This is a genomic window from Streptomyces sp. AHU1 (genome assembly GCF_045343905.1).
Lineage (GTDB): Bacteria > Actinomycetota > Actinomycetes > Streptomycetales > Streptomycetaceae > Streptomyces > Streptomyces triticiradicis.
Map to the genome: position 1 here is coordinate 8,218,181 of NZ_CP174283.1, position 25,307 is coordinate 8,243,487.

Below are 25,307 nucleotides of genomic sequence, written 5' to 3' on the forward strand. Positions count from 1 at the left end.
CGGTCGTGGGGGCGTGGTCGCGGCCGCCCGGGCCCCGGGAGGTGCGGCGCGGATCCGTTCAGGCGATCAGGAAGTCGGCCTGCCCCGACTTGGCGCCCTCGATGAACGCGGCCATCTCCTCACGGGAGCAGATCAGCGCGGGTCCCTCGGGGTCCCGCGACTGGCGCAGCGCGACGCTCCCGTCGTCGAGCCGCTTGGCCTCGACGCAGCTTCCGCCGTTGGTGCCGCTCCAGGGCTTGTGCCAGCCCTCGGTTCCCAGACCGGCCGCGGACATGCCGTTGTGCACGGGTCCCATGGATCACAGCTCCTTACGCAGTTCACCCAGGATGGCCCTGGTCCGGGTGACCGGTTCCGCCTGTACGGACATCCGGTCCAGTACTTCGAGATAGCTGACGACGTCGCCGGGCCGGTCGACGTAGACCGCGCCGGCCAGGCTCTCCGTGTAGACGATGTCGGGGAGTTCCGAGAAGCCGAAGCGGAAGTGGTGGAACGGGCCGAACGCGCCGGGGTGGGCGCCCACGCCGAAGCGCATGATCTGGATCCGGACCTTCGGCATGTCCAGGGCCTCGGCCAGCCGGTCGAACTGGGCCCGCATCACCTCGGCTCCGCCCACCGGCCGGCGCAGCACCGTCTCGTCCAGGATCGCCCAGAGGACCGGGGCCTCCGGTTTGGCGAGCAGGTCCTGTCGTCTCATCCGCAGGGCGACGCGACGGGCGATGTCCTCCGGCGGCTCGTTGGGGAAACCCACGCGTATCAGCGCCGTGGCGTAGTCGTGGGTCTGCAACAGGCCCGGGACGTAGTGGGGTTCGTAGAGGCGGATGACGCCGGCCTCGCTCTCCAGGCTCACATAGGCGCTGAACCAGTCCGGCAGTACGTCGCGGTACTTGTACCACCAGCCCGGCCGGTTGGCCTCCCTGGCCAGGGCGAGGAAGTCGTCGGTCTCCGCCTCCGGGACCCCGTAGGCGCGGAGCAGTTCCCTCACGTACGGGATGCGGAGCCCGACCTCGGCCTTCTCGATCCGGCGGACCGTCAGCGCCGTGACCTCGATGGCGCGCGCCGCCTCCTCGAAGGAGACTCCCGCCCGTTCCCGCAGGTGCCGCAGCCGTTTCCCGAGAACCATGCGCAGGACGGTCGGCGCGCTGCCGCCGGAGCGGTTCTCGCCCACGCCCCACCTCCCGGGAACGGCCGTCTCAGGGGGCAGTGTGCCACGCGGCCGACGACAGGGACAGAGCGGTGCGGATCGTTCCGAAATTATCGGAACGCCGGTTGCACGGGCGGTCGGCGGGCCACCATAGTGATCGGGTGACCTGTCGCGCATTCGGCGACGGTCACGCTCAACTGCGCCTGTATCTAACGTAATTGAAATCTCGTCAGGTACGTTCCGAGCGCAGCCGCACGCGGATGCGAGGCGATACGGGATGGCCGCCGTGACCGAGGGACGGACGAGGGACGCGGGCGGGACCGCCGGGGCCAACGGGGTGCTGGGGGCCGCGCTCAAGGAGGCCGGCTGTTCCTACGCCTCCCTCGCCCTGCGGGTCAACGAACTGGGACGCCGTCAGGGAACGGACACCCGCTACGACAAGACGTCGGTCACCCGCTGGCTCCAGGGCCAGCAACCAAGGGGAAACACACCGGAGTTGATAGCCGCCGTCCTGTCCGAGCGGCTCGGCCGCGCCGTGTCCCCCGCGGACCTCGGCTTCCACCCGGATCCCCGGCGCCCGGTCACGGGCAGAGCCCTCGTCTACGGCGAGGACGTGGCGGAGACCCTGCACACGCTCGCGGAACTGGGCTCCACCGACATCTCCCGCCGGGGCCTCCTCGGGACGGTCCCCTTCATCGCGGCGGCCCTGGTGAACCCTCAACGCGACTGGCTCCTCTGGCTGTCGGAGCACCAGGAGACGGTCTCTCCGCCCCTGCCCGTGAGCGGCGGCCCCGTCGAGCAGGTGCACGCGATGATCGCCGTGTTCGACCAGATGGACAACCACTACGGCGGCGGCGGAGTCCGCACCAGCATCGTGCACTACCTGTCCACCGAGGTCGTCCCCATGCTCCAGCGGCGCGGCACACCGCCCGGGCAGCGCCCGAGGCTGTTCGCGGCCGCCGCGCGCCTGGCCGCCATGGCCGGCTGGAGTTCGTACGACGCGGGGGAGTACGGCCTCGCCCAGCGCTACATGACCCAGGGCCTGCGCCTGTGCGCGGAGGGGCACGACCGGGTGCTGGGCGGCCAGATCCTCGCCGGGCTCTCCCACCTCGCCACCGGTCTCGGCCGCCCCGACGAGGGGGTGGCACTCGCCCGGGCCGGAATCGTCACGGCCCAGGGGGCGGGCAGCCCCCTCGGACTGATGCGGCTGTACGCCATGGTGGCGCGCGGACATGCCGCACAGGGCCGCGCGGACGACGTCTCCACGGCGCTGCGCACGGCCGACCGGCACCTGGCGGCGAGCAAGGGGGCCGAGGAGGAGTCGCCGTGGGTGCGCTATCTCGACCATCACTACCTCCAGGCCGAGTCGGCCCTGTGCTTCCGCGACCTGGGGCTCGCGCGCCAGGCCGAGCGCACGGCGAGCGAGTCGCTCGGCTCGGGCGCGGACCGGCGCAGGCGCCAGGCCATCAGCCGTTCCGTCCTCGCGACCGCGCACCTGCAGCAGGACCGCCTCGACGAGGCGGTCGGCACCGCGACACTGGCCCTGGAGACCCTCGGCGCCGTCCACAGCGAACGGTCCGTCCAGGCCCTGCGCGACTTCCGCAGGCGCCTCGAACCCCGCCGCGCCGAGCCCCTCGTCCAGGAGTTCGAACGCCGTTCCCGCGCCGCCCTCGGAGCGGTGGCATGAGGGACGGGCGGAGCGTCGACGGGGCGGGCGCGATGCCGTGACCGGGAGCGCCGCCCCGCCGCGGGACTCAGTACCCGTCGGGGGAGGGGGCGTTCTGGGCGCGGTCGACCGGCAGGTGCGCGCCGGAGATCCCGCTCGACCAGTCCGACAGCAGGAACGCCACGACCCGGGCGACCTCCTGCGGCGCGACCGGCGCGCCGCCGGGCAGCTCCGCCGCCACGAAGCGGGCGAACGCCTCGGGCTCCTCCCGGCGCATCCGGTCCCAGCGCCGGCCGGGGATCAGCATCGAACCGGGGGAGACCGCGTTCACCCGGATCCCGTCCGGACCGAGCTCACGGGCCAGTGACGCGGCCAGCTGGATCTGCGCGGACTTCGCGACCGAGTACTGCGCGGGCGGGCCCGGCTTCCAGCCGGAGATCGAGGAGATCACCACGACGGAACCGCCGCCCGCGGCCCGCAGGTGCGGGACCGCGGCCCGTACCAGCCGGGTCGCATGACCGACGTTCACCGCCCAGGTCGCGGCCCAGTCCTCCGCGTCCGCCTCCTCGAAGCCGCCGCCGCGCGAACCACCCGTGCAGGCCACCACCCCGTCCAGACCCCCGAACAGTTCCGCCGCGTCCTCGACGAACCCCTCCAGCTCCCCGGGGGCGGTGACATCGAGCCGCCGGGTGAACAGGGAGGGACCCACCGAAGCGGCCAGCGCCTCCAGGCCCCGCGCGGTGCGCGCGCAGGTGGCCACCCGCACGCCCTCGGCGGACAGCAGCCGCACGATCTGCTCGCCGAGCCCCCGCGTACCGCCGGTGACCAGGATCCGTTTGTCCCGCAGTCCGGTCCGGTCGGCGCCACCGTCAAGGGACACCGTCGCCCGGCCCCCGCTCCCGTTCCTCACAAGATCGAACATACATCCCACGTCACTACGCGCCTGCAACCGGACAACCCGAATACCCCCTGGTCGCCCCGGCAGTCCGGAGGGTTGGCTGCACGGGCAGCCGCCGAGACAGCCGCCCCCCACGGGCCGCACCCGAAGGAGGACCGATGCCGGCACCCAGGACACCGCGCCGCGAGCCGTCGTCCTCGCCGGCCCACGGCGACCGGGCTCCCGGGCACGAGACGCGGGCCCCGGGACAGGGGGCGCGCCCGGCGGACGTCCGCACCCGCCGCGCCCTCCCCGTGCCCGGCGGGACGGCCGTGTCCGGGGACACCCCGACGGGCCCGGCGCACGGGGCGCACGGCCTGCGGACCACCGTCCCGGCGCACCCCTCGCGGGTGCCCGCCGTGCGGGCCGCGGTCGCCGAGTGCCTCACCCGTCTGCTGCTGCCGGCCGAACGTGTCGAGGACGCCGTGCTCGCGGCCGGGGAACTCTTCACCAACGCCCTCAGACACGGCAGCCCGGACCGGGGCGACACCATCACCGTCGGCATCGAGTGCGACCCGCGCGAGCTGCGCGTGTCCGTCGCCGACCGCTCGTCCGCCCTCCCCGTGGCGCGAACGGCCGCCGGGGCGGAGGAGTCCGGACACGGACTGGCGATCGTCGCCGCGCTGAGCGACGAATGGGGCGTCGAGCCGGCCGACCCGGGCACCACGGGAAAGAAGGTGTGGTTCTCGATGGTGCTCCGGAAGGTGCCGTGAGGAACGGCTGCGGTGCCTGAGCGACGGCGTGTGGGGCTCCAGGGAAACGTGATGTGCAGCACGTGCGGAAATGCCCCTTTCGGGTGGCGCGGAAAGATTCTGGCTGGACACGGCTTGATCGCCGATCAAGAAAGGTGAAATCGCTGGCCACGGCATGTTCGGCGCATTTGACACTTCGTTGAGGGCACAGATAGGAACAGCTCTCTGAAGTGGAGAGGTGGACTGTGCGCGAGCCGAACGTGGTCGGGGACTGGCAGGAGTACGACGAACAGGTCGGCCTGCGTGTTCGCGTTCATGGTGTGGAAAAGGCGGAGCCCCCGAAGGGGCGCGACGACGCCGCCGACGAACTCACCTACTTCAGATTCCGGGTGACCGTCGAGAACCGCGCCACCGAACATTTCGGCATCCACCTCGAGGACGGCCAGATCGACATCCGCGTCGGCGCCGACGGGGAGAGCGCCTTCCTCGACTGGCGGAACTCCCAGTTCATCGAGGGCTACGACGTCTATCCCCTGCGACGGGCCACTGCGGTCCTCTTCGCGGCCGGTCCCGAGGCCGTCCTGCACCGGATGGACATCCAGATCCAGCTGAAGGTCGACGACGAGTGGACCGAGCGCTACCTCTGGGCGGGCGGCATCGAGAACGACGCGGCCGTCGAGGCGGACGCGCGTCCCGACGCGGCCCGGGACAGCCTCGCCTGTCAGGTGAGCAACTTCCTGAGGCGCGAGGCGGAGTCCTGAGCCCACCGGCCCGAGCGGCCCGGAGCGCGCGTTCGTCCCGCCCCCGTGAATCACCCGAAACGTGACGGGGTGGGTGAACGCCGGATTTCGCCGTGCCGGGCTAAGGTCGCCGGGTGAGTCGAACCGAAGCGCGCTCCGAGGGGGCGGGTCCCTTCACGACCCGGCTGACCTGGCGTCTCATGGACGGGCGCACCGCGGTCTGGGAATCGCGCCGGGCCCGTAAGCGCGGTCTGCTCACCGTGCGCGCCCCCGGGGAGGCGCAGGTACGTTCCCGGCGGGCGGACACCGTGTCGATCGCCCGGCTGCGCCGGCTGAACGCCATCGCCGCGACCGCGTTCACGGTCGGCGGGCTGCTGTTCGCCCTCGGGGCCGGGGTCGTCCAGTTCGGCTCGGGCGGTGCGACGGGCGTCTGGATCTACTTCGCGGGCGGCCTGTTCTTCAACACCGGGGGCTACGCCTCACTGCTCCAGGCGGTGAACGCTCCCCGCCGCGACAGCGAGTCCGACACGCTGGCCGGGCGGCGCTGGAGGTGGTGGAGCTACGAGCCCGGCCGGATCGACTGGCTCAGCACCTTCCTGCTGTTCGTGGGGACGCTCGTGTTCGGCGTCAACCTGGTGGACTCGCTGCTGAAGGGGCTCTCGGTCCAGCAGGTGGACCGGCTGATCTGGGCCCCCGACCTGGTGGGCTGCGTCCTGTTCCTGGTCTCGGGCCACCTCGCGATCGTCGAGGTCTGCCACGGACGTCCGCGCGTCCTGGCCGGCGACCTCGGCTGGTGGATCGTCGCGGTCAACCAGTTCGGATCCGTGCTCTTCCTCGTCTCGGCGTTGGCCGCCTACACGCGGCCGGCGACCGGAAGCCTCGTGAACGTCGACATCGCCAACTGGGGCACGCTCGTGGGAGCGCTGTGCTTCTCGGTCGGAGGCGTGATCCAGTTCTTCGAGCGGCCGTGAGGGGTGCCGCCGGACATCCCGCTCACCGGGCGGCCCCGGAGGGGATCGTCTACCGGTCGCTCGCCGGGTTGCCCTCCACCCACTGGATGAGCAGCTGTCGTACGTACGGATTGCCCTCCTGGGCGGCGTGCGCCAGTCGTTCCGCGCTCGCCCGTGCGGCCCGCCAGCTCGCCGGGGTGTCCTCGGCGTTGGCCTGGTCCGCGGCGGCCAGCGCGTCGGCCGCGAGGAGGCGGAGATCCTCGGAGAGGTCGTCGTCGGCGGCGGCCCGGTACGCCTCCAGACGCAGGGCCGCGAGGGCGGCCGGTGAAGGGGCGGGTCGCGCGGGCGGCTGGGCGTAGCCGCTCACCGCTATGACCACGCAGAAGGTGGCGACGTCCCGGCGGCTCTCCGACTGGCCCTGGGCGACGGCGGGCGCGAGCCAGGTGGGGGCCCGCCAGTGCGACACCGCGGTGGCGACGGTCAGGGCGACGGCCAGCAGGACGAGGGGGATCCAGCCACCGAGGAACCATCCGATCGGCCCGAGGACCAGGAAACAGACGGCACTGCTCATCCATATCCGGCGGCGGCCGAGTCTCAGGTGTCGTGGATCCATGTGTCCCAGTGTCGCAGGGGCGTCCGGGGCGCGCTGAGGGGGCGGGTGATTCGTGCGGCCCCGCTCCTCCCGGACCGCCCGGGGACACGGGAACGACCGCCGGGGGCACGGGAACGACCGACGGGGACACCGGGACGGTCGTTCCGGGGTGCTTTCCGCGCCATGGCGGCGGGAGCGCCCCGTGACGGCCGCCGGGGGCCGGAGCGTCCGGGCCCGTGGCCGCGAATGGCGGGAACCGCGGTGAACGGGCCCCGCGACCGGGGCGGCGGGTGTGAACGGCGCGTATCGAATGGCCGGAGATGGCCCTGTCCATCGCGACCCCCCGTACGTACGATTTCGTCGCTCCCGGCCTTCACAGCTCCTTCACAGCCAGGAGCGGGTTGCGCATGTGCATTTGTCATGTGCATGTACAAACGAACCACGCTTGATCCACCGCACTGGTCCGCGACGGCTCCCCGTCCTTCGGGGCGCCGCACCCCCCATTCATGGCGGCACGCCCGTGTGCGGTCGCCGGAACACCGACGCAACGGATTGGAGCACCATGGCCGGTGGCCTGTTCCTGGGCGGCGCGATCGCCGCCCTGTTCGCCACAGCGCTTCCCCTGTCGAGTCAGTCGTCCCCGTTCGACGACCCGCCCCCGGACAAGATCATCATCAGCGTCGCCACGGTCAACGGGTCCGGCTGTCCCCAGGGAACCGCGGCCGTCGCCGTTTCCCCGGACAACACCGCCTTCACCGTGACCTACAGCGACTACCTCGCCCAGGTCGGGGGCAACGCCGACCCCACCGCGTTCCGCAAGAACTGCCAGCTCAACCTGAATGTGCATGTCCCGCAGGGCTTCACCTACGCCATCGCCAGCGCGGACTACCGCGGCTTCGCCTCGCTCCAGCGGGGAGCCAGCAGCACCGAGAAGGCCTCGTACTACTTCCAGGGATCCCCGAACACGGCCTCCATCTCCCACCCCTTCCGCGGCCCGTACAGCGACGACTGGCAGGCCACGGACACCACGGACTGGGCCCAACTGGTCTGGGCCCCCTGCGGTGTCCAGCGCAACTTCAACATCAACACCGAACTCCGCGTCAACGCGGGCACCTCGACGCCCGGCAGCTCCAGCTTCATGACCATGGACTCGACGGACGGTGACATCAGCACCGTCTATCACCTGGCCTGGAAGGAGTGCCCCGCCGCCTGACCCGTCCTTGCCTCGCGGGTCCCCGGCCGGCTCCGCCGCATCGGAGCCGGCCGGGCCGGTCCGTGACCTCTCTCGCGCTCAGGCCCTAGGGGAGCAGCTTGTTGACCGCCGCGGAGCCCTCCTCCTGGAGCTTGCGCTCGGCCCAGGCGAGGTTCTTCGGTGTGACGTCGCGACCCGTGGCGAGGACGAGGTCCTCGGCCGACACCGGGCCTTCGGCCCCGGTGTGCAGCATCTTGTCGGGGGTCGCCCGGTCGTCGGAGGGCGTGGACGCGTCGCTCTGGCTTGTCGGCATGGTTTCTCCCTGCTTCACCGGATCTGTTCTCACGCTACGGGCATTCCGTGCGCCCCGCGCGACACGCCCGGTGCCAGGCCCGTTCCACGCCCGCCGCGGCGGGCGAACCCCCGTTCGGCCGCGCTGCGATGTCGTAGATCGTTCGTGGAGGTGATGGTGAAGGGGCTCGCACCCCTGCGAACGAAACGAACGGAGCTTGGAACATGCGTATTCGTCTGATGGCCGCCGCCGGACTCGCCGGTGTGGCCCTGCTGGCCACCGCCGGGACCGCCGCCGCCGACGATGGGCCGGTGGTCGGTGTCGCGCAGAACAGTCCCGGAGTCCTGTCCGGCAACGTCATCCAGGATCTCGTCGACGTCGACGCCAACGTCTGCGGCAACACGATCGACGTGGTGGGCCTGCTGAACCCTGCGTCCGGGAACAGCTGCTCGAACGGCTGACGGTCCGTGGGTCCGGGCGTTCCCTGCCCGGACCCGGCGGCGGCCCGAGCCCGGCACCCCTCTGTTCCTCGATTGGCCTGTACATGACCATGTGGGCGGGTCAGACTGTGCGCCGACCAGTCACCCCCCAGCGAGGAGCACCATCCATGCGCAAGCCCGCACGGCAACGTTGTCACGCGGTACTGGCCGGTCTCGTCACCCTCACCACCGCCGCCGTCCTGTCCGTGACCACGGGAACGCCCGCCTTCGCCGCCGACACCTGGAACGAGGTGGGGTCGGACCGCGCCGACCCGCTGACCGAGAGTCAGGGACTGGCCTCCGTCGAGGTCCCGGCCGGCAGCCCCAACCGCTACACGGGCATCGGCACGATCCCCGCGAGCGTGAGCGCACGGGGCTGGAACCACGTCGGCGACCCGGACGCCTCGTACGACGGCCATTACGTGGAGCCCTACCAGAGCGACTCCGGCGGCGCGAAGATGTTCCGCGTGCGGGCGCCCGGCGGCGCCTGGTCCGAGTACGTCCACGAGCTGGGCGCCGGAGAGGCGCCGAACAACTCCTTCGCCGCCGTCGCGCCGAGCGGTACGTGGATGCTGTCCGGTGAGTACGGCACGATGAGCCGGCTCCTGGTGTTCCCCACCCCCGGCGTCAACCCGGCCACTTCGCCCTCGGCCGACCTCCCGCTGGTGTCCACCGTCGACCTCGACCACGCCGTGCGCGACGTACAGGGCTGCGACTTCGTCACGGCAACCCGGCTGCTGTGCTCGTCCGACGACCCCGCGGGCACGCTCTTCGGGATGACCAGGCCGCTGCTGCAGATCGACCTGTCCGGCGAGCCGAACGGCTCGGCCGACGTCTCCGGACACGTCACCGCACTGCGTCAGCTCCCGCTGCGCAGCTCCTGCTCGGGCACCTTCGAGGCGGAGGGCATCGACTACGACCGCCGCGGCGCCACCCTGCGCGTGATCGTGGTGTCCCCGGGCTTCTGCGCGCTGACGGACAGCAAGACCTATCGCTTCACCAGGGGTTGAGCCCACACTTCTCCCGAGGCCCGGGCACGTGTCCCGTCGGGGCGCCGACCGACGGGGGGCGTGTACGGCCCGAAAGGGCTGGGTCTAAGGTCAGGGGCAGATTCAGAGTGATGGGGGGTGGCCGACTGTGGTGCAGGACGAAGCCGTGATCGGCTGCACGGGGGAACTGCTCATCGGCACCCGGGGAGCCGCCGGTCCCGGCGAGATCCTGGTGCGCGTGAGAGGCGGATCCGAGACCTTCCTCGCCTGGTCCCGGGAGCCCCTGCCCAAGGGGGCGACCGTGCTGGTGATCGAGTCCCGGGGGTGTCGCACGGTTGACGTCATCGCGTGGGCCGATCCGCTGGACGCGCTGGACGGCGACGCCGTCGGCGCCGGTTGAGAAGGAGAAGCATGTTCGGTTATCGCGTGCCCGCCCCCGACGAGGCGATGTTGATCTCGGGCGGCAGGCGGGGACTGGGGGGCGCGCCGTTCCGGGTCGTGACGGGGCACGGCAAGTTCGTGCTGCCGATCTTCCGCAAGACCCGCTTCCTGACGCTGTCCATGTGCGAGGCGGAGGTCACCGAGACCTGCGTCACCAAGCAGGGCATCACGCTGCACGTCCGTGCCGTGATCGCCTTCAAGGTCGGCAACGACACCGAGAGCATCATCAACGCGGGGCAGCGGTTCCTGTCCGACCAGGAGCAGATGTCGGTTCTGACGGGCCGGATCTTCGCGGGCCACCTGCGCGCCATCATCGGTTCGATGACGGTCGAGGAGATCGTCACCGAGCGGCAGAAGCTCGCCGCCGAGGTCCTCGACACCTCGAAGACGGAGATGGCGAAGATCGGCCTGATCGTCGACTCGTTCCAGATCCAGTCGATCGACGACGGGGACACCGGCTACATCGACGCGATGTCCGCGCCGCACAAGGCCGCCATCCAGCGCCAGGCCCAGATCGCCCAGGCGCAGGCCACCCAGGCCTCCGTCGAGGCGGAGCAGGTGGCGGCGCGCAACCAGGCCGAGTACGCCCGGCAGACCGCGATCGTGCAGGCGGAGTACTCGGCCGAGGTGGACCGGGCCCAGGCGATGGCCGCCCAGGCGGGCCCGCTCGCCCAGGCCCACGCCCAGCAGGAGGTCCTGGCCGCGCAGACCGAACTCGCCCAGCGCGCCGCTCGGCTGCGGCAGGAGCAGCTGGTGGCCGAGGTCGTCAAGCCCGCCGAGGCCGAGGCCGAGCGCATCAAGGTGCTCGCCGTCGCCGATGCCGAGCGCATGAAGATCCAGGCCGAGGCGGCCGCCTCGCACGACCGGGTCGCGCTCGACCGGATGCTGATCGACCAGCTGCCCCTCATCGTCAAGGAGGCGGCCGGCGGTCTCGCCGGCGCGAACGTCAACGTCCTCAACGGCGCCGACGGCCTCGGCGAGATCGCGGCCGGACTGGTCGCGCAGGGCCTGACCATCCTCGACTCGGTCCGCCAGAACCTGGGCGGACAGAACTCCGAGGGCGGCGCCGCGAAGGCGAGCGGCCCGCTCGAACTCCCGGGGTACAGCCGCACGCCGGTCGACGTCGACGGCGACGAGCCGAAGGGCGCCCCGTCGGCCGGCTGACGGTCCACGGCTCCCGGTCCACCGCGTCCGCCGTCCCTCCCGGGACGGCGGACGCGGCCGTTTCCCGCCACGGCGCGCCCGCGACCCCGTTCGGGTCAATCGGCCCCAGGAGATCTCAAGTCCCTTACACTCTGCCCCAGTTGATCTCGACGCGGCCGCACCAGGAGGAGCGCATGCCCCGGACACCCTCGCGACGCACCGCACTGCAAGGCCTCGCCGCCGGCGTCGCGGTCGTCGGGTTCGATCCCTTCACCCGGAGCTGGGCGGCCACCACGACCCGCACCGCCGGGCGGCCGCTCGCCGGTCTGCCGCCGCTGGACGGCAGCGTGCACACCGACGACGCCTCCCTCGCGGCGGACGCCGACGACTTCGGCCACATCGTCCACCGGCGTCCGGCCGCGGTGCTGCGGCCGGGCTCGGTCCGCGACGTCGTCGCCATGGTGCGCTTCTGCAACGAGCACGGCGTGTCCGTCGCGCCCCGGGGCCAGGGCCACGCCACCCAGGGGCAGGCACAGGTCGACGGGGGTCTGGTCATCGAGACCACACCGCTCGCCTCCATCGGCCCGGTCGGACCGGGCAGCACCACGGTCACCGTCGGCGCCGGAGCCCGGTGGAGCGAGGTCGCCCGGGCGACCCTGGCGCACGGACTCACCCCGCCCACCTTCACCGACTACCTCGAACTCTCCGTCGGCGGCACCCTGTCGGTCGGTGGCATCGGGGGCCAGACCCACCAGCAGGGCGCCCAGGTCGACAACGTGACGGAACTCCAGGTCGTCACCGGCGCGGGCGATCTCGTCCGCTGCTCCCCGACCCGTCACCGCGACCTGTTCCACGCCGTGCTCGCCGGGCTCGGCCAGTGCGCGGTCATCGTCGGTGCCACGCTGCGCCTGGTCCCCGCGCCCGGGACCGTACGCCAATACCTCCTTCCGTACGACGACCTGCGCACGTTCCTGGACGACCAGCGGCTGCTGGTCCAGGAGGGCCGCTTCGACTACCTCGAGGGCCAGGTGAGCGCCGACGCCGACGGGGCCTTCCGCGGCTACGTCATCGAGGCCGTCGCCTACGGTCCGCCCGTCGGGCCCGCCCCCGACGACACGGCGCTGCTGCGCGGACTGCGGCACGATCCCGCGGGCGCCCGGACGAGCGACCTCGGCTACTACGACTTCCTCGACCGGCTCGCGGCCTCGGTCGCCGCACTCAAGGAAGCGGGCCTGTGGGCCTTCGCCCACCCCTGGCTGAACCTGCTGCTGCCGGGCCGTTCGGCGGCGACGCTGGCCGAATCCCTGCTGGCGGACCTCACCCCGGCCGATCTCGGTCCCGGCGTCGTCCTCCTGTACCCGGTGCTGCGGAAGAACCTGCACACCCCGTTGCTGCGCACGCCCGACGACCCCGTGTCCTATCTGCTGGCCGTCCTGCGCACGACCGCGCCCGACGACACCGCGACCGTCGACCGGCTCCTCGCGGCCAACCGGGCCGCCTACGACACCGTCCACGCGGCGGGCGGCACCCACTACCCGGTCGGCTCGGTCCCCTTCGGCGCGGCGGACTGGCGCGAGCACTTCGGGCCCGTCTACCGACGCCTGGCCACCGCCCGGCACACGTACGACCCGAGAGGGATCCTGGTCCCCGGGCAGGGCGTCTTCTGAGGGCGGCGGTCCGTTCGCGGTCCGCCCCCGTCCCGGCCCTAGGGCCTGTCTGACAATTCCCGTCTGCCATGCGACGCCATGCACGCTCCCCCGAGCTCTTCGAGCAGGGGGCACCCCCACTCGCCGCACCGGCCCCAGACCCGAGTACATCCAGTACGCAGGCCTGGGGCCGGCACTCCCCCAAGCTCTTCGAGCAGGGGGTACCCCCAGAGCACGCACCTGACGCCGCCCGGCCGCCCTCCGGGCGACGACGCGAATTGTCAGACAGGCCCTAGCTCACCAGCGGCCCGGCTCGCTGCCCACGATCGGCACCGACGGCTCGCCGTCCACCCCCCTCGGGACGTCACCGGCCAGCATCACCCGGTGCATGACCCGGGGGTGGTCGAGGTGGGCCGTGTCGCCCGGCGCCAGATGGACGGTGGCCCGGTTGTCCCAGAAGGCCACGCTGCCCGGCTCCCACCGGAAACGGACCGTGTACTCGGGCCGGGTCGCCTGCTCCAGCAGCATGTCGAGCAGTGCCCGGCTCTCCGGCCGGGACACCCCCAGGATCTGCTCGACGTAGTAGCCGTTGACGAACAGCACCCGCTCGCCCGTCTCCGGGTGCACCCGCACCAGCGGGTGGTCGGTGGCGATCTGACGGTCCAGCAGATGACGGAGGTACGCGTCGTCGCCCGGCCGGCTCTGGTACCCGACCCCGAGCCGGTGCTCGGCGCGCAGGGTGTCGACGAAGGCGCGCACGGGAGCCGACAGGCCCGCGTAGGCGGCGGCCAGGTTCGACCAGGTCGTGTCGCCCCCGTACGGGGGTACGGTCTCGGCGCGCAGGATCGTCGCGGCCGGGGGGTCGACCCGGGCGCCGTGGTCGCAGTGCCACCCGCGCAGCAGGGAGTGACGGCGCCTGCGCAGCCACTCCTCGTGGTCCATGCCGTAGCGCCCGCCCAGTTCGAGACGGTCGGCCGTCGTCTCGACCTCGGGGAACTCCCCGGGCGACACGCTGCCGCGGGACCGCAGCCGGACCGGTGTCCCGAACCGGCGCGCGAAGGCGACGTGCGCGGCGTGGTCGAGCCGCTGGCCGCGGAAGAACAGCACCTTCCAGCGCAGCACCGCCGCCCGGATCGCGGCCACGGCCTCGTCCGTCAGCGGCCCCGCCAGGTCGACTCCCGTGATCTCGGCGCCGATGTGCCCCGCCGCCGGTCTCACTTCGAGGGGTGTGACCTGGTCCGTCATGGGGCCTCCGTGGCTCGTGCGTCCGGCTCGTCGGCTCCAGCATGACCGCTCGGCCCAGTGCCCGACAGGCCGCCTCGCGCACGGAAGCGGGCGCGCGGGCCGGGAGGCCCGGCGCTCGCGGAGGCCCCGGGCGCGTACGGAAGGCGCGGGCGCACACGGGAGGCGCGCCGCGCGCACGGGGTGTGTCCGGTGTCCCCCACGTCACTGTGGCGCACTCCCTGTCGGCGGACGCGGCCCGTGCCGAGAATGGGGGGCAGTGAACGGGGCCCGCCTTCCATCCGCATAGGGGCGGGGCCCGTTCGCTCCGTTCGGGACCGGGCGCGAGCGCGCTCCGGACGTCTCAGCCCTTGTGCCCGCGCAGCGCGGCGAGAGCCCGGTCGGCGTGGACGCTCATGCGCAGCTCGCTGCGGACCACCTCCAGGACGGTGCGGTCCTTCCCTATGACGAACGTGACCCGCTTCGTGGGGGCGAGCGTGAAGCCCCGCTTCACGCCGAATCGTTCCCTCACGGTTCCGTCGACGTCGGACAGCAGCGGGTAGCCGAGCGTGTGACGGTCGGCGAACTCCTGCTGCCGTTCGACCGCGTCGCCGCTGACGCCGACCAGCCGCGCGCCCGCGGCCGTGAACTCGGTGGCCAGATCGCGGAAGTGGCAGGCCTCGGCGGTGCAGCCGGCGGTGAGGGCGGCGGGATAGAAGAAGAGCACCACCGGCCCGTCGGCCAGCAGCTCGGACAGGCTCCGCGTCACCCCGGTCTCGTCCGGCAGCGCGAAGTCCTCGACCTGGTCGCCCACGTTCACCTGAGATGTCATGACTGTCCCTTTCCGGACCGGGCGACTCCGCGCGCCCACAGTACGAGCGGCACCTGGAGCGGGAGCCGGGCGAGTGCCGCGGCCCTGAGCGGCGCGGGACGGCGACGCCAGTCCACGGCCATCTGGACGTTGGCGGGGAAGACCCCGACGAAGAACGCGGCGGTGGCGAGCGCGGCCACCCGGCGTGTGCGGGGGAGGGCCACCCCGGCGGCCAGGGCGAGTTCGGCGGCACCGCTCGCGTACGTCCAGGTCCTGGGTGCTCCCGGAAGGGCGCGCGGGATGGTGGCGTCGAACTGCCGTGGTGCGGCGAAGTGGGCGACGCCCGCGGTGGCCAGGAGGCCTGCGAGCAGCAAGGGTGATCGTTCGGGCCGTGGCACGGTTCCTCCTCCGGAAGCCTGCCGCGGATATTACTGCAGGGTAAGTGGCCGTGGTGCGGGCGGGACATGACGGTGAGGTGCTGTTCACGGGCCGGGGCGGGGGCGAAGTCCGGTGCGTGCCCGAACGTCCGGGTTCGGGCACGCGGTCCACGGTCGGCCGCGGAAGTGACGCGCCCCGGCCGCTCCCGCCGCCCGTACCCCGTGCCGACCCGTACCCCGTGCCGGCCCGTACTCCGACCCGGAGCGGGACAGCGGGACGGGGCGGACTCCGACCCGGAGCGGGACAGCGGGACGGGGCGGAGCGGTCAGGCCGTCAGGGCGTGCCGAAAGGTGCCCGGGTCCATCGCCTCGCCCCGGCCGACCGCCTTGCTCCGGCCGATCGTCCCTTTCCGGCCGGCCGCCTCGCCCCGGCCCGTGGCGGGTGCCGCGGCCCGGACGGTGTACGTGGTCTTCGCGGGGTCGACGAGCGGATCACCGAGCACGATGCGGCCCGCCGCGTGCAGCGCGTCGCACTCGCCGGTGGGCAGGGCCACGTAGCAGCCGCCGCGTCCGGTCGCGGGATCGAGCGGAAGCCAATAGCCGTACCGGCGGCGGCCGTTCGCGTGCACGGTGAGGCGGACGGGGAACCGCCGCTGGGTGATCAGACGCAGGACCTCGGCACCCTCGGGACCGAGCGGGGCGCGTGCGCGGGACAGCGGCCGCAGCATGGTCACCGGCCTCCCATCGGCGCTCGCGGCACGGCACGGAGGTGCGGGGTCGGCGTCATGTGCGGGCGGCCTTTCGACGGACGGACGGGATCACGCGGCACCGGGGCGGTGACGTTCTGGCTGACCGGCATTGTTCCGCAGGGCACTGACAACGCGGGCCGGCCGGCGTTCAGCCGTGCCGTCCCGATGCCCGCGCGCGGTTGGACCGGGCGGTGAGCTGCCCCTGGACGAAGGGATCCGTGGCCGGGTCGTACGAGCCGGCGTGGTCGGCCAGGACGTCGGTGATCCGTTCCCATTCGTCCAGCTCCGTCCGCGCGTCGGGGGTCGTCCTGCCGTCGGCCGAACCCTCCTCGGCCGCCTTCCGCGCCTCGTCGAGGGCGGCCTTCGCCCGGTGATGGTCCATCCCGGTGGCGGTGCGACGCACCCGGTCCCACACGGCGTGCTCCCGCTCGGACGGTTCCCGCTCCGGATCCAACGTTCCCCCTCGATCGTGCGACGCGGCGGCTTCCTTCACCGGAACCGTGTGCCCAGGCCGCGCGGAACGACACCTCCGCGTCGGCGGCGCGGCCGCGGGTGGCGTTCCGTCACCAGGGCAGGAACACGTGGATGTCCTTGCCGTCGGGCCGCACGATCACGCTCACCTGGTCGCAGAGCGCGTGGACGAGGTGCCAGCCGATGCCGCCCCCGCCCTGGGAGGGGCGGAAGCGGCGGGGCGTGGGCGGGGTGGTGCTGCTGTCGTGGAACATCACGTGCACACCGCCGGTGGTGGGACGCATCTGGAGCTCGAAGGGGCCGGGAGCGTACTGGATCGTGTTCGCGGCGAGTTCGGTGACCACCAGCAGGATGTCGTCCCAGTGTTCGGCGGCCGAGGGCGGTGTCGTTCGCGCGAGAACGCGAAGATAACCGTCCGCGGCCAGCCGAGCGTCGGTCACGTTGCGCAGTTCTCCGCCGAACGCGCTCGTGAGCGTCCCGAACTCCTCGGACGACGGCCTCATGTTCCGGCTCGGATCGATCTCCATCGTGCCCTTCGTTCGGATCTCGTCGGCGGGATGCCTCCCGCCGCTTCGCGACCCGGTCGCCTGCTCCCGGACCGGGCTCCACGGCGAGGCCCGGTGATGCTTCCGTCCTGCCTACGCGGAAGAGTCCTGAGGGCGCCGACGCGATCGCCGCCGTGCCAGCGCACGCCGCTCCGCCTCACTCGTACCGCCCCAGACGCCGACGGTCTGGCCCGTGTCCAGGGCCCAGCGCAGGCACTCCTCACGGACCGGGCAGCCCGCGCAGACCGCCTTCGCCTCCTGGATCTGCAGCAGCGCGGGACCGGTGCTGCCGATGGGGAAGAACAGATCGGGGTCAACGGTGCGGCAAGACGCGCTGTCGCGCCAGTTCTCCATGCGAGCCTCCTGCGATCGGGTCGGACGCGTCCTCGGGAATTTCGGTCCCTTCTCGGGTCACCCTTGATCCGCCGGATGAAACAGGTGAGTCGTGCAAAGAACCGGTGGAAACCGGAGCGGCCGCGCGCCGCAGGGCGGGAGCTCCCCCGGAAGGAGAGGAACAGGCGTCACCCGATCGCCTCGGCGGGGGTGCACCGGGATGGCAAAATGGGACCCCGGGTGAAGGCTGGTTTCGTTTCGACGGATGAACGGATGGTCCATGGCGCAGGAGTCCGGCGAGGTCTGGGAGAAGTTTGCCGTCGCCCTGGCGGACATGGCGCGCGACCTGCTGGCCCAGGACTCGGTGCAGGCCACGCTGGACCGGATCGTGGAACACGCGACGGTACTGATCAACGGCTGCGACGAGGGGGGCATCCTCACGGTCCGCCGCGGTGAGGTCAGAGCGCTGGCCGCGACCAGCGACGTCGTGCGCAGGGCGGACCGGATCCAGCAGGACCTGCGGGAGGGGCCGTGCTTCGACGCGGTGACCGACCGGGAGCAGCTGTACGCCATCGAGGACCTGCGCCGGCCGCACGAGAAGTGGGCTCGCTTCGCGCCCGAGCTGAGGAAGCTGGGCATGGGCAGCATGATGGGCTTCCTGCTGTACACCGAGGACGACGAACTCGGCGCCCTCAACCTGTACTCGCGCCGCCCGGACATGTTCGACGAATCGGCCCAGCGCGCCGGCTGGGTGCTCGCGTCGCACGCCGCGGTCGCCCTGTCCTCGGCCCGGACGCACCAGCAGCTCGGCGACGCCCTGGAGACCCGCCACGAGATCGGTGAGGCCATGGGCATCCTCATGGAGCGCCACGGTCTCGGCGAGGAGGACGCCTTCGCCGTGCTGAAGAAGGCGTCCCAGGACCACAACATCAAATTGCGGGAGATCGCCCGCAAGGTCTGCGAGACCGGCGAGCGGCCCCGCTGACCGTTCCGCCGGTCCCGCCGCGGGCACGGCCGGACCGGCGGGGGCCCGGCCGGGCCGGCGGGGCGGGACCGCCGACCGGGCCACCGGACTAGAGGAAGCGGCGCAGCGGTGTGACGGCCAGTTCCTTGGCGCGCTGGACCGACGGCCTGCGCCGCCAGCGTGCCGGGTCGATGCCCACCGCGCGCTCCCGGTCCTCGTCGAAGTCCCGGTCGAGGGCCGCGGTGAACGACTCGTCGAGGACGGCCAGCATGACCTCCTCGTCGTGCTCCATGGAGCGGCGGTTGAAGTTGCTGGAACCGATGAGGGAAGCCACCCCGTCCACCGTCATGATCTTGGTGTGGAGCATGGTCGGCTGGTACTGGCGTATCTCGACACCGGCGGCCAGCAGCGCGCCGTAGTGGTTCTGGCCGGCGAGCTGACAGGCCCGCTGGTCGGTGTACGGACCGGGCAGCAGGATCTCCACCCGCACACCGCGGCGCGCCGTCGCGCACAGCAGGTCCACGAAGTAGACGTCGGGGGCGAAGTAGGCGGTGGAGAGGCGGAAGCGTTCCTCGGCGGACGTGAGCATCACGCGGATGAGGGTCTGCATGTCCTGCCAGCCGAAACTGGCGGAGCCCCGCACCACCTGCACGGTCGCCGTGCCCGGCTGACCGTGTCCGGTGAAGCGGTCCCGGTCGTCGAAGAGCTCGTCGTGGCACTCCGCCCAGTTCTGGGCGAACGCGGCGGCTATGCCGTCCACGGCGGGCCCCCGCACCTTGACGTGGGTGTCCCGCCACTCGGCGGGGCCGCGGGCGTCCCCGCACCATTCCTCGGCGATGCCCACGCCCCCGGTGAACGCGGTGTGCTCGTCGACGACGAGCGCCTTGCGGTGGCAGCGGTGGTTCTGCTTCAGGGGGGAGAGCCACAGCGGTTTGCGGAACCACGCGACCTGCACGCCCGCGGAGGTCATGGACCGCAGCAGGTCCTCCTCGATCCGCTTCGCGCCGAAGCCGTCCAGCAGGAGCCGCACCCTGACACCCGCCCGCGCCCGGTCGGCGAGCGCGGCCGCGAAGTCGCGGGCTATCTGCCCGCGCCAGTAGACGAAGGTCATCATGTCGACGGTGTGCTCGGCGGACCGTATCGCGTCGAGCATCGCGGCGAAGATCCGGTCGCCGTTGCGCAGGGGGACCAGCTCGTTCCCCTCGGTGGCGGCGATCCCGAGGAGCCGTTCCAGGCGTCTGCGGAACCGCTGCTTGCGGCGTCGCGCCTCCGCCGGGTCGACCGCTCCGCTCGCCTCGACTGGTGCCGTGATCGTCCTGGACATCCGCCGTCTCCTGTTGTCCGTGCCGTGATCCGCCTCGCCGCCCCGCGCGGACGAGGAGGAGTGGTGCCGGGGTGGTGGCCCCGCCGTCCCCTGCCCGGCGAGGGCCACCACCCCGGCCGCTCGACCGTGCCGGCTCCGGGGTCGCCCGGCCCCGTACGACCGTCACGGGAGCGATGTCGCCGAGACACCCGCGGGCGCCCGGGACGCGTGTCTGGTGCCCCCGATCCGCCGGGACAGTCCCCCGGACTTCGGCCGCCGCCGCCGACGGGAGGGCGGCAGCCGGACTCCTCGGCGTCGCCCGGACAGGGCTCCTGTGGGCGGGGAGTGAAGGTGGGGAACCCGTGACATGGCCTCCGGCGGTCCGGGAAGAAGAGGAGACAGCCTGTCCGGCACTGTGGACCTGCACGGAGCCGAGCCGCTGCGCGGTGAACGGACGGGAGGTACGGCAAGGGAGGCAAAGGCATGACCACCGTCGAACCGCCCCGCGCGTTCGGCCCCGGTCTCGGCGCGAGGCTGGAGCGGGATTCGCAGGCCGCCGTGCACGCCCGGCGGATGGCGCGCACGTTCCTCGGCGGTCTGCCGCGCGCTGTACCGCGGGAGACCGCCGAGGCGGTCACGCTCGTGGTCTCGGAGCTCGTGACGAACGTGGTGCGACACGCGCGCGGTCGGCTGTGCAGTCTGGACCTGGAGGACATGGGCCACGGAGTGGGCATCGCGGTCTCCGACGACGACCCCGAACCGCCGCGTCCCAGGAACCTCGATCTGACCGGCCGGGGCGGCTTCGGCTGGCCGCTGGTGCGCCGGCTGTCCTCCGAGCTGACCGTGCTGTCCCGCCCCGACGGCAAGACGGTCCACGCGGTCGTGAGCTTCTGACGAGCTCCACCACCGACGAGCCCTGCCGCCGAGGAGCCACGCTGATGCCGAGGAGTCCCGCTGCCGCTGACGGGCCCCGCTGCCGCTGACGGGCCCGGCGGGCGGGCGCCCGCCGGGCCGCCGAGGCATCGGGCTATCGGTCCGCCTGGCCCCCGGTGCCCGCCGGGCCGTGCCAGTCGAGGCACACCACGAGGGCGTCGTCCTCCGGCCGGGTCCCGGCCCGGTGGCCGGTCAGCTCCCTCAGCACGGCGCGGGGCACCTCCGTCGCGGGCAGCAGCCGGGTGGATCCGATCGCCCTGTCCAGGGCCCTCTCCCCGTACTCCTCCCCGCCCGGCCCGGCGACGGCGTGGACGCCGTCGCTCACGAAGAGGAACCGGTCGCCGGGTTCCGCCTGGAACTCCTGCACGAGGTAGTCGGTCTCCTCGAACATGCCGAGGGGCAACTGGGCCTCGAAGCCGACGTGTTCGACGGTCCGGCCGCGCAGCCGCAGCATCCGGGGCGATCCCGCGTCGATCACTCGCATCCGGCCGGTGGACAGCTCGAAGTCGAGCATGAGCACGGACAGATGGCGCTCGCCGCGGTACTGGGCGTAGATCGCCTGATCGGCGAGGGCCGCCTGGTCCTGGAGGGGGATGCCGGCCCGGCGCGCGTTGCGCAGGGCGTTGACACCGAGATTGGTCAGCAGCGACGCCTCGATGCCCTCGCCCATCCCGTTCGTGACGTAGAGGGACAGCCGGTCGGCGTCGGCCGACCAGTCGAAGTTGTCGCCGAAGATCGCGTAAGCGGGCTCCAGCTGGGCGCCGAGCTCGTACTCGGGCCGGGAACAGGAGCGGCCGGGCAGCAGCTGCCACTGCATCTCCGCGGCCAGCGTCAGCCGGTCCTTGCGGCGCGCCCGGAGGTACAGGTCGGTGTCGCGTTCGGCCACGATCACCTCGTGGCCGAGGACCTCCGCGATGTCGGCGAGCTCGGCGAGCGTCTTCGCCCCACAGGCCTCGGGGGGCAGGACGACGGACAGGACGCCGAGCCGGTCACCGCGCACCGTCACCGGGAAGTGCGCTCGTACGCCCTCGTCGCCGCGTTCCTCGACGAAGGGTTCCTGGGACCCGAAGGCCCGGCCCTCGGGGCTGGTGTGCACCGGAACGGGTTCCAGGGTGTGCGGGAGCACCGAGACGGGCTGCAGCACGGTGAGCCCGTAGTCGGCCATGAAGAGTTCGACGGAACGGGCCGCGTAGTGGTCGCACAGCACGCCACGGACCGCGTCCAGCAGCTGGTGGGGCGCCGCGGTGCGCAAGGCGCGCTCCGCGGCCACGAATCTGTTCACGATGTCGGGCAGACCAATCTTCGGTGAGTCGGCTGAGTCGGATGAGTCGGGTGAGTTCGGTGAGTTCAGTGAGGCGGCTCTCGCACACGAGTGCCGCTATCCACCATTTTGTTCATTTCGTCGTGGCGACGGGCTGACAGTGCCCGCGAAGGCTGGGAGAGTTGGACGGTGACTTCCTCCGGCCCGCGTCCGCACCGCAGTGAGGTGGCTCGCGTGACCGCCGAGGCGGCCGAGCTGCTGGAGATCCTCTGGGGCCGTGCCTCGACGGCTCCGGTCTCCGCCTCCCAGCTGCGGGTGCTGTTCATCCTGGAGCACGACGAGGGCATCAACCTGAGGACCCTGGCCGACGCGCTCGGCTCCACTCCTCCCTCGACCAGCAGGCTCTGTGACCGGCTGCAGGCCGTGGGGTTCGTCGAACGGGCACCGGGCGCCACCAGCCGCCGGGAGCTGCGGCTGTTCCTGAGCCCCCAGGGCCGGACCTTCCTCACGGAGCTGCGCTCACGGCGCGAGCACGCCGTGGAGACGGTCCTCGCTCAGATGCCGCCCGCCGGGCGGGCGGCGCTCGTGGAGGGGCTCGCGGCCTTCTGCGCGACAGCGGCGGCGCAGCTCCACGAGGGCGGCACGACGGACGTCCGCTCGGCCTGAACGGTACGGCCGCCCGGACCGGCCCTTTCCCTGGTGCCGGGCCGTCCCTTCGCCTAGTGCCGGGCCGTCCCTTCGCCTATGTGGACCAGCGCGGCGTCGACATCGTCCACCGACGTGATGGCGAGACTGACGCCCGTGAGATCCAGGACGCGCCGGACGGCCGGCGCCGGGGACACGAGGCACACGCCGCCGCCCGCCCGGCCGGCGGTGTCATGGGCCTTGAGCAGGGCGTTGATGCCGGAGGAGTCCATGAAGGGGACCGCGGACAGGTCGAGCAGCAGGTGCCGCCGGCCGCCGCGCACCTGGTCGGCCAGTCGGTTGTGCAGCTCGGGGGCTGTCTCGACGTCCAGTTCCCCGGCGACGGTGACCAGGGCGATGCCCTCGCCGTACAAGGTCGCGTCGATGGACACAGGAGCTTGTTCGGCCGGCACGGTTACCTCCAAGTTGGAACTGACGTCGGGATCCACCCGGCGCTGGGGCACACCGGTGAGCAGGTCAACGGTTACCCCCCGGATCGAGATGCACACCTTGGGTTTCGCCGCCGTGCCCGACCGGACGCCGCCCTGGGCCCACGCGGTCGGCGCGGAGACCGCTGACGGGGGAGCCCCGCTCGCCGGAAGCGACGGCGAACGGCAGCGAGACGTTCACCCGGAACCGCCTGATGGGCACCGGACAGGCCATCACCATGCCGCTGTTCTTCGGCTCCAACGCCCTCTACCCGGTTGCCGTCATGCCCGGCCGGCCCCAGGCCGTCAGTCTGGTCAACCCGCTCAGTTACCAGGTCGACGCCCTGCGCGGCCTGTTGCTCGGTACGCCGGCTCACCTGCCCCTCGGCTACGGAGTCCTGGCCGTGGCCGCGGCTCTCGGTGTCCTGTCCGCCTCGTCGCTGCTGGGCCGGCCGGCCAGGTGAGACGGCGACCGGGCCCGGGACCGGAGCGGGTGTCAGGCGGGCCGGGGCACGATGCTCACCGCTCGGTAGTCGTACCCGTCCTGCTTGAAGCCGGGGGCCTCCCAGGTGAGGTCCACCCGCTGTCCGGGCGACAGCGTGCGGAAGCCGGGCTCCTGGATGTCGGAGTAATGGCCGAAGCAGCCGCCGGGAGTCTCGGGGGAGTCGAGCACGCCCCACCCCTCTTCGTCGCTCCACTCACGGACGGTCGCGATCACCATGGGTGGCACCCTACGGGCCTCCTCCGCGTCGGCGAAACGCTTTTCGAGCCTCGACTCGGTAGTTGCGGGTCGGCCAGCGGTGCCTCGGCCCGCCGCTCCACCGCGACGAACGCCACGCAGGACACCACGGTCAGTGCGAAGCATCCGGCACCGCGGCCGACGTCCAGCCCCATGTGGACCCTCGCCGAGCGCGAGCAGCGCCGGGGTGAGCACGGCGGCGATCAGCATGATCCCCGCGAAGCGGATCGAGCGGCTGCGATCCGGATCGCGTGATCCGGCGACGCCCTTCAGCGTGACCGGTACGAGGGCGAGCGCGATGCCGGCATCGATCAGGAACAGGACCTGCCCCCCGTGCCGTCGACCAGCGGACCGTCGGGCAGCGGTCCGGCCGTGGCGCCCACCGTCGACGCGCCACCCCACAGCGTCGCCGCTCGTGCCTGTCCCTCTCCCGACGCGGACACGGACAGCAGGCTCGTTCCGCAAGCGTGGTCAGCCGTCCGTGCGGGCCTCGGTCAGCAGCGCCGTCACCCCGTGACGGGGCCGGTAGCCGAGCACCGCGCCGGCCCGTGCCGACACGTACACCCGGTCGATCGACATCGGCAACGCCCATCCGAGCCGGCCGAAACCTGTCGCCACTTCGGGGAGGCGCCACGTGATGAGCGCGGCCGGATCGTGCCACAGCTGTTTCCTGTCCTCGGCCCGCCACGGGTACGGGCCCGCGATGTTCAGTACTCCGGCCGCCTCCTGGGCGCCGCGGACCGCGAGCAGATGGGCCTCGGCCACGTCGGCGATGTCCACACCCCGGTGGAGCCGGTGCCGGGCCCGGACCGGCGGCGGTTCGGGGAAGCACCGGGCGATGCGCAGACACACCGTGCTCATCGTGTCCGCCGCGGAGAGCACCAGGCGTTCGGCCGCGAGTTTCGTCTCGTCGTAGATGTCGCGCGGTCGGCAGGGGACGTCCTCGGTGACCCAGACCGCCTCGTCCATCGGTTCCAGGGCGTGCCCGTACACCGAGGTCGAGCTCGTGTACACGAAACGGCGCACCCCTGCCGCGGCCGCCGCGTCCAGCAGGTCCCGGGTCGCCCCGACGTTGATCTCGCGGAACTCGTCGTCCGGGCGTACTCCGACGTGCGGTGCGTGCAGAGCCGCCGTGTGGACGACGGCACCGGCCCCGGACAGTGCCTGGCGCCACGCGGCGGGATCACGCAGGTCCGCCACCACGGACGTGTCGGGCGACGGCACGCGGTCGACACCCGTGACCGGGTGGCCCGCGGCTCTGAGACGGCGCACGATCGCCGAACCGACCAGTCCCGCGGCCCCGGTCACCACGACATGCCCCGACTACTGCGGCACGGACACCCTCCCCTGGACGAGCCGGACGAGCCGGACGAGCCGGATGAGCTGGGCGAATGGGACGGTGTGATCCCCGTCTTGAGCGTACGACCTCCCGGGCCGTCAGTCCGGTCAATCCGTTCGGTCACCAAGTCGGCGCCCCGCGCGGCCTGTTGCCGGCACGCCCGGGCCCGGTCCGTTGATCGATTGGTGAGGCGGGGCGGGCAGGCTTAACGTCGATGGAGTGAACGTCCGCGTTCACCGCCGACCCGCG

Annotated in this window: 30 protein-coding genes and 1 pseudogene; 14 read left to right on the plus strand and 17 right to left on the minus strand. The window is 72.3% G+C overall.

All coding sequences use genetic code 11. The features are described 5' to 3' along the window. Window positions 1-58 precede the first annotated feature (58 nt). Together ACICHK_RS36245 and ACICHK_RS36250 are read right to left on the minus strand one after the other, a co-directional pair. Window positions 59-295, minus strand: a complete 237-nt coding sequence (locus tag ACICHK_RS36245; RefSeq protein ID WP_103553710.1) for a DUF397 domain-containing protein — start codon at window positions 293-295, stop codon at window positions 59-61. Window positions 296-298: 3 nt separating this feature from the next. After that, a complete protein-coding gene (locus tag ACICHK_RS36250) occupies window positions 299-1,120 on the minus strand; it encodes a helix-turn-helix domain-containing protein (RefSeq protein WP_406841412.1) in 822 nt (273 codons plus the stop codon). A 298-nt stretch (window positions 1,121-1,418) separates the two neighbouring features. Between ACICHK_RS36250 and ACICHK_RS36255 the strand changes: the two genes are divergently transcribed. Then, a complete protein-coding gene (locus ACICHK_RS36255; protein WP_406840249.1) occupies window positions 1,419-2,828 on the plus strand; it encodes a hypothetical protein in 1,410 nt (469 codons plus the stop codon). Window positions 2,829-2,895: 67 nt separating this feature from the next. Here the strand turns inward: ACICHK_RS36255 and ACICHK_RS36260 are convergent, their stop codons facing one another. Then, a complete protein-coding gene (locus ACICHK_RS36260; RefSeq protein WP_406840250.1) occupies window positions 2,896-3,717 on the minus strand; it encodes an SDR family NAD(P)-dependent oxidoreductase in 822 nt (273 codons plus the stop codon). Window positions 3,718-3,863: 146 nt separating this feature from the next. Between ACICHK_RS36260 and ACICHK_RS36265 the strand changes: the two genes are divergently transcribed. The 3 genes from ACICHK_RS36265 to ACICHK_RS36275 all read left to right on the plus strand — a co-directional run bounded on the left by ACICHK_RS36265 (window position 3,864) and on the right by ACICHK_RS36275 (window position 6,147). Continuing rightward, window positions 3,864-4,457 carry an ATP-binding protein gene (locus ACICHK_RS36265; protein WP_406840251.1) on the plus strand — a complete coding sequence of 198 codons (594 nt, stop codon included), beginning with the start codon at window positions 3,864-3,866 and terminating at the stop codon, window positions 4,455-4,457. A 224-nt stretch (window positions 4,458-4,681) separates the two neighbouring features. Next, the gene (locus tag ACICHK_RS36270; protein ID WP_151471766.1) at window positions 4,682-5,197 is read left to right on the plus strand and encodes a hypothetical protein; all 516 of its coding nucleotides are present in this window, start codon (window positions 4,682-4,684) and stop codon (window positions 5,195-5,197) included. 113 nt (window positions 5,198-5,310) lie between these two features. Next, complete coding sequence (locus ACICHK_RS36275; RefSeq protein ID WP_406840252.1) at window positions 5,311-6,147, plus strand: hypothetical protein; 837 nt, start codon at window positions 5,311-5,313, stop codon at window positions 6,145-6,147. 49 nt (window positions 6,148-6,196) lie between these two features. Here the strand turns inward: ACICHK_RS36275 and ACICHK_RS36280 are convergent, their stop codons facing one another. Continuing rightward, window positions 6,197-6,739 carry a hypothetical protein gene (locus ACICHK_RS36280; RefSeq protein WP_151471768.1) on the minus strand — a complete coding sequence of 181 codons (543 nt, stop codon included), beginning with the start codon at window positions 6,737-6,739 and terminating at the stop codon, window positions 6,197-6,199. 541 nt (window positions 6,740-7,280) lie between these two features. Between ACICHK_RS36280 and ACICHK_RS36285 the strand changes: the two genes are divergently transcribed. Further along, window positions 7,281-7,931 (plus strand): DUF4360 domain-containing protein, encoded by a 651-nt coding sequence (locus ACICHK_RS36285; RefSeq protein ID WP_406840253.1) that lies wholly within the window; start codon window positions 7,281-7,283, stop codon window positions 7,929-7,931. Window positions 7,932-8,016: 85 nt separating this feature from the next. Here the strand turns inward: ACICHK_RS36285 and ACICHK_RS36290 are convergent, their stop codons facing one another. Continuing rightward, window positions 8,017-8,223 (minus strand): hypothetical protein, encoded by a 207-nt coding sequence (locus ACICHK_RS36290; RefSeq protein ID WP_103553717.1) that lies wholly within the window; start codon window positions 8,221-8,223, stop codon window positions 8,017-8,019. Window positions 8,224-8,426: 203 nt separating this feature from the next. Between ACICHK_RS36290 and ACICHK_RS36295 the strand changes: the two genes are divergently transcribed. The 5 genes from ACICHK_RS36295 (at window position 8,427) to ACICHK_RS36315 (ending at window position 12,921) form a co-directional block, all read left to right on the plus strand. Further along, window positions 8,427-8,663 carry a chaplin gene (locus ACICHK_RS36295; protein WP_406840254.1) on the plus strand — a complete coding sequence of 79 codons (237 nt, stop codon included), beginning with the start codon at window positions 8,427-8,429 and terminating at the stop codon, window positions 8,661-8,663. A gap of 146 nt (window positions 8,664-8,809) precedes the next feature. Then, entirely contained in the window at window positions 8,810-9,691 is an 882-nt protein-coding gene (locus tag ACICHK_RS36300) for a hypothetical protein (protein WP_406840255.1), read from the plus strand. A 127-nt stretch (window positions 9,692-9,818) separates the two neighbouring features. Further along, window positions 9,819-10,070: a hypothetical protein gene (locus ACICHK_RS36305; RefSeq protein ID WP_151471773.1), complete on the plus strand. Its 252-nt coding sequence runs from the start codon at window positions 9,819-9,821 to the stop codon at window positions 10,068-10,070. Window positions 10,071-10,081: 11 nt separating this feature from the next. Beyond that, entirely contained in the window at window positions 10,082-11,275 is a 1,194-nt protein-coding gene (locus ACICHK_RS36310) for a flotillin family protein (protein ID WP_406840256.1), read from the plus strand. A 173-nt stretch (window positions 11,276-11,448) separates the two neighbouring features. Then, window positions 11,449-12,921, plus strand: coding sequence for an FAD-binding protein (locus ACICHK_RS36315; RefSeq protein WP_406840257.1), 1,473 nt, complete (start codon window positions 11,449-11,451; stop codon window positions 12,919-12,921). 276 nt (window positions 12,922-13,197) lie between these two features. Here ACICHK_RS36315 and ACICHK_RS36320 read toward each other — a convergent pair whose 3' ends face one another. From ACICHK_RS36320 to ACICHK_RS36350, 7 genes are all read right to left on the minus strand, one after another. Continuing rightward, window positions 13,198-14,145: a TauD/TfdA dioxygenase family protein gene (locus tag ACICHK_RS36320; RefSeq protein ID WP_406840258.1), complete on the minus strand. Its 948-nt coding sequence runs from the start codon at window positions 14,143-14,145 to the stop codon at window positions 13,198-13,200. Window positions 14,146-14,485: 340 nt separating this feature from the next. After that, complete coding sequence (locus ACICHK_RS36325; protein ID WP_406840259.1) at window positions 14,486-14,953, minus strand: peroxiredoxin; 468 nt, start codon at window positions 14,951-14,953, stop codon at window positions 14,486-14,488. Beyond that, the gene (locus tag ACICHK_RS36330) at window positions 14,950-15,330 is read right to left on the minus strand and encodes a MauE/DoxX family redox-associated membrane protein (protein ID WP_151471777.1); all 381 of its coding nucleotides are present in this window, start codon (window positions 15,328-15,330) and stop codon (window positions 14,950-14,952) included. The genes ACICHK_RS36325 and ACICHK_RS36330 overlap by 4 nt, the downstream gene beginning before the upstream one ends. Window positions 15,331-15,635: 305 nt before the next feature. Further along, window positions 15,636-16,037 (minus strand): hypothetical protein, encoded by a 402-nt coding sequence (locus ACICHK_RS36335; protein WP_406841413.1) that lies wholly within the window; start codon window positions 16,035-16,037, stop codon window positions 15,636-15,638. A 169-nt stretch (window positions 16,038-16,206) separates the two neighbouring features. Then, a complete protein-coding gene (locus ACICHK_RS36340) occupies window positions 16,207-16,512 on the minus strand; it encodes a hypothetical protein (RefSeq protein WP_225860709.1) in 306 nt (101 codons plus the stop codon). Window positions 16,513-16,621: 109 nt separating this feature from the next. After that, window positions 16,622-17,032, minus strand: a complete 411-nt coding sequence (locus tag ACICHK_RS36345) for an ATP-binding protein (RefSeq protein WP_406841414.1) — start codon at window positions 17,030-17,032, stop codon at window positions 16,622-16,624. A 135-nt stretch (window positions 17,033-17,167) separates the two neighbouring features. Further along, window positions 17,168-17,428 carry a WhiB family transcriptional regulator gene (locus tag ACICHK_RS36350; RefSeq protein WP_406840260.1) on the minus strand — a complete coding sequence of 87 codons (261 nt, stop codon included), beginning with the start codon at window positions 17,426-17,428 and terminating at the stop codon, window positions 17,168-17,170. Between the two features lie 259 nt (window positions 17,429-17,687). On the opposite strand from ACICHK_RS36350, the gene ACICHK_RS36355 reads away from it, so the two are divergent. Continuing rightward, window positions 17,688-18,392: a GAF and ANTAR domain-containing protein gene (locus ACICHK_RS36355; RefSeq protein WP_406840261.1), complete on the plus strand. Its 705-nt coding sequence runs from the start codon at window positions 17,688-17,690 to the stop codon at window positions 18,390-18,392. Between the two features lie 88 nt (window positions 18,393-18,480). Here ACICHK_RS36355 and ACICHK_RS36360 read toward each other — a convergent pair whose 3' ends face one another. Further along, window positions 18,481-19,695: a phospholipase D-like domain-containing protein gene (locus ACICHK_RS36360; RefSeq protein ID WP_406840262.1), complete on the minus strand. Its 1,215-nt coding sequence runs from the start codon at window positions 19,693-19,695 to the stop codon at window positions 18,481-18,483. A gap of 462 nt (window positions 19,696-20,157) precedes the next feature. Here ACICHK_RS36360 and ACICHK_RS36365 point away from each other — a divergent pair, with 462 nt between their 5' ends. Beyond that, a complete protein-coding gene (locus ACICHK_RS36365; protein WP_406840263.1) occupies window positions 20,158-20,568 on the plus strand; it encodes an ATP-binding protein in 411 nt (136 codons plus the stop codon). A 133-nt stretch (window positions 20,569-20,701) separates the two neighbouring features. On the opposite strand, the gene ACICHK_RS36370 is transcribed toward ACICHK_RS36365, so the two are convergent. Next, window positions 20,702-21,889 (minus strand): PP2C family protein-serine/threonine phosphatase, encoded by a 1,188-nt coding sequence (locus ACICHK_RS36370; RefSeq protein ID WP_406840264.1) that lies wholly within the window; start codon window positions 21,887-21,889, stop codon window positions 20,702-20,704. Between the two features lie 213 nt (window positions 21,890-22,102). Here ACICHK_RS36370 and ACICHK_RS36375 point away from each other — a divergent pair, with 213 nt between their 5' ends. Beyond that, window positions 22,103-22,534 (plus strand): MarR family winged helix-turn-helix transcriptional regulator, encoded by a 432-nt coding sequence (locus ACICHK_RS36375; protein ID WP_406840265.1) that lies wholly within the window; start codon window positions 22,103-22,105, stop codon window positions 22,532-22,534. Between the two features lie 53 nt (window positions 22,535-22,587). Here ACICHK_RS36375 and ACICHK_RS36380 read toward each other — a convergent pair whose 3' ends face one another. Beyond that, the gene (locus ACICHK_RS36380; protein WP_151471786.1) at window positions 22,588-22,965 is read right to left on the minus strand and encodes an STAS domain-containing protein; all 378 of its coding nucleotides are present in this window, start codon (window positions 22,963-22,965) and stop codon (window positions 22,588-22,590) included. 215 nt (window positions 22,966-23,180) lie between these two features. Between ACICHK_RS36380 and ACICHK_RS36385 the strand changes: the two are divergent. Continuing rightward, window positions 23,181-23,444: pseudogene (locus tag ACICHK_RS36385) on the plus strand (ABC transporter permease); the annotation flags it as partial. Between the two features lie 32 nt (window positions 23,445-23,476). Here ACICHK_RS36385 and ACICHK_RS36390 read toward each other — a convergent pair. Both ACICHK_RS36390 and ACICHK_RS36395 read right to left on the minus strand, forming a co-directional pair. Next, the gene (locus ACICHK_RS36390; protein WP_406840266.1) at window positions 23,477-23,701 is read right to left on the minus strand and encodes a cold-shock protein; all 225 of its coding nucleotides are present in this window, start codon (window positions 23,699-23,701) and stop codon (window positions 23,477-23,479) included. A gap of 489 nt (window positions 23,702-24,190) precedes the next feature. Beyond that, window positions 24,191-25,030, minus strand: a complete 840-nt coding sequence (locus ACICHK_RS36395) for an NAD-dependent epimerase/dehydratase family protein (RefSeq protein ID WP_406840267.1) — start codon at window positions 25,028-25,030, stop codon at window positions 24,191-24,193. Window positions 25,031-25,307 lie beyond the last annotated feature (277 nt).

Bases quoted from the DNA above. Each gene is read 5' to 3' on its own strand.
- ACICHK_RS36350 (WP_406840260.1), bottom strand. From the start codon at position 17,428: ATGGAGAACTGGCGCGACAGCGCGTCTTGCCGCACCGTTGACCCCGAT.
- ACICHK_RS36295 (WP_406840254.1), top strand. From the start codon at position 8,427: ATGCGTATTCGTCTGATGGCCGCCGCCGGACTCGCCGGTGTGGCCCTG.
- ACICHK_RS36390 (WP_406840266.1), bottom strand. From the start codon at position 23,701: ATGGTGATCGCGACCGTCCGTGAGTGGAGCGACGAAGAGGGGTGGGGC.
- ACICHK_RS36335 (WP_406841413.1), bottom strand. From the start codon at position 16,037: ATGCTGCGGCCGCTGTCCCGCGCACGCGCCCCGCTCGGTCCCGAGGGT.
- ACICHK_RS36290 (WP_103553717.1), bottom strand. From the start codon at position 8,223: ATGCCGACAAGCCAGAGCGACGCGTCCACGCCCTCCGACGACCGGGCG.
- ACICHK_RS36245 (WP_103553710.1), bottom strand. From the start codon at position 295: ATGGGACCCGTGCACAACGGCATGTCCGCGGCCGGTCTGGGAACCGAG.
- ACICHK_RS36320 (WP_406840258.1), bottom strand. From the start codon at position 14,145: ATGACGGACCAGGTCACACCCCTCGAAGTGAGACCGGCGGCGGGGCAC.
- ACICHK_RS36345 (WP_406841414.1), bottom strand. From the start codon at position 17,032: ATGAGGCCGTCGTCCGAGGAGTTCGGGACGCTCACGAGCGCGTTCGGC.
- ACICHK_RS36280 (WP_151471768.1), bottom strand. From the start codon at position 6,739: ATGGATCCACGACACCTGAGACTCGGCCGCCGCCGGATATGGATGAGC.
- ACICHK_RS36355 (WP_406840261.1), top strand. From the start codon at position 17,688: ATGGCGCAGGAGTCCGGCGAGGTCTGGGAGAAGTTTGCCGTCGCCCTG.
- ACICHK_RS36255 (WP_406840249.1), top strand. From the start codon at position 1,419: ATGGCCGCCGTGACCGAGGGACGGACGAGGGACGCGGGCGGGACCGCC.
- ACICHK_RS36310 (WP_406840256.1), top strand. From the start codon at position 10,082: ATGTTCGGTTATCGCGTGCCCGCCCCCGACGAGGCGATGTTGATCTCG.
- ACICHK_RS36365 (WP_406840263.1), top strand. From the start codon at position 20,158: ATGACCACCGTCGAACCGCCCCGCGCGTTCGGCCCCGGTCTCGGCGCG.
- ACICHK_RS36315 (WP_406840257.1), top strand. From the start codon at position 11,449: ATGCCCCGGACACCCTCGCGACGCACCGCACTGCAAGGCCTCGCCGCC.
- ACICHK_RS36250 (WP_406841412.1), bottom strand. From the start codon at position 1,120: ATGGTTCTCGGGAAACGGCTGCGGCACCTGCGGGAACGGGCGGGAGTC.
- ACICHK_RS36265 (WP_406840251.1), top strand. From the start codon at position 3,864: ATGCCGGCACCCAGGACACCGCGCCGCGAGCCGTCGTCCTCGCCGGCC.
- ACICHK_RS36325 (WP_406840259.1), bottom strand. From the start codon at position 14,953: ATGACATCTCAGGTGAACGTGGGCGACCAGGTCGAGGACTTCGCGCTG.
- ACICHK_RS36285 (WP_406840253.1), top strand. From the start codon at position 7,281: ATGGCCGGTGGCCTGTTCCTGGGCGGCGCGATCGCCGCCCTGTTCGCC.
- ACICHK_RS36360 (WP_406840262.1), bottom strand. From the start codon at position 19,695: ATGTCCAGGACGATCACGGCACCAGTCGAGGCGAGCGGAGCGGTCGAC.
- ACICHK_RS36300 (WP_406840255.1), top strand. From the start codon at position 8,810: ATGCGCAAGCCCGCACGGCAACGTTGTCACGCGGTACTGGCCGGTCTC.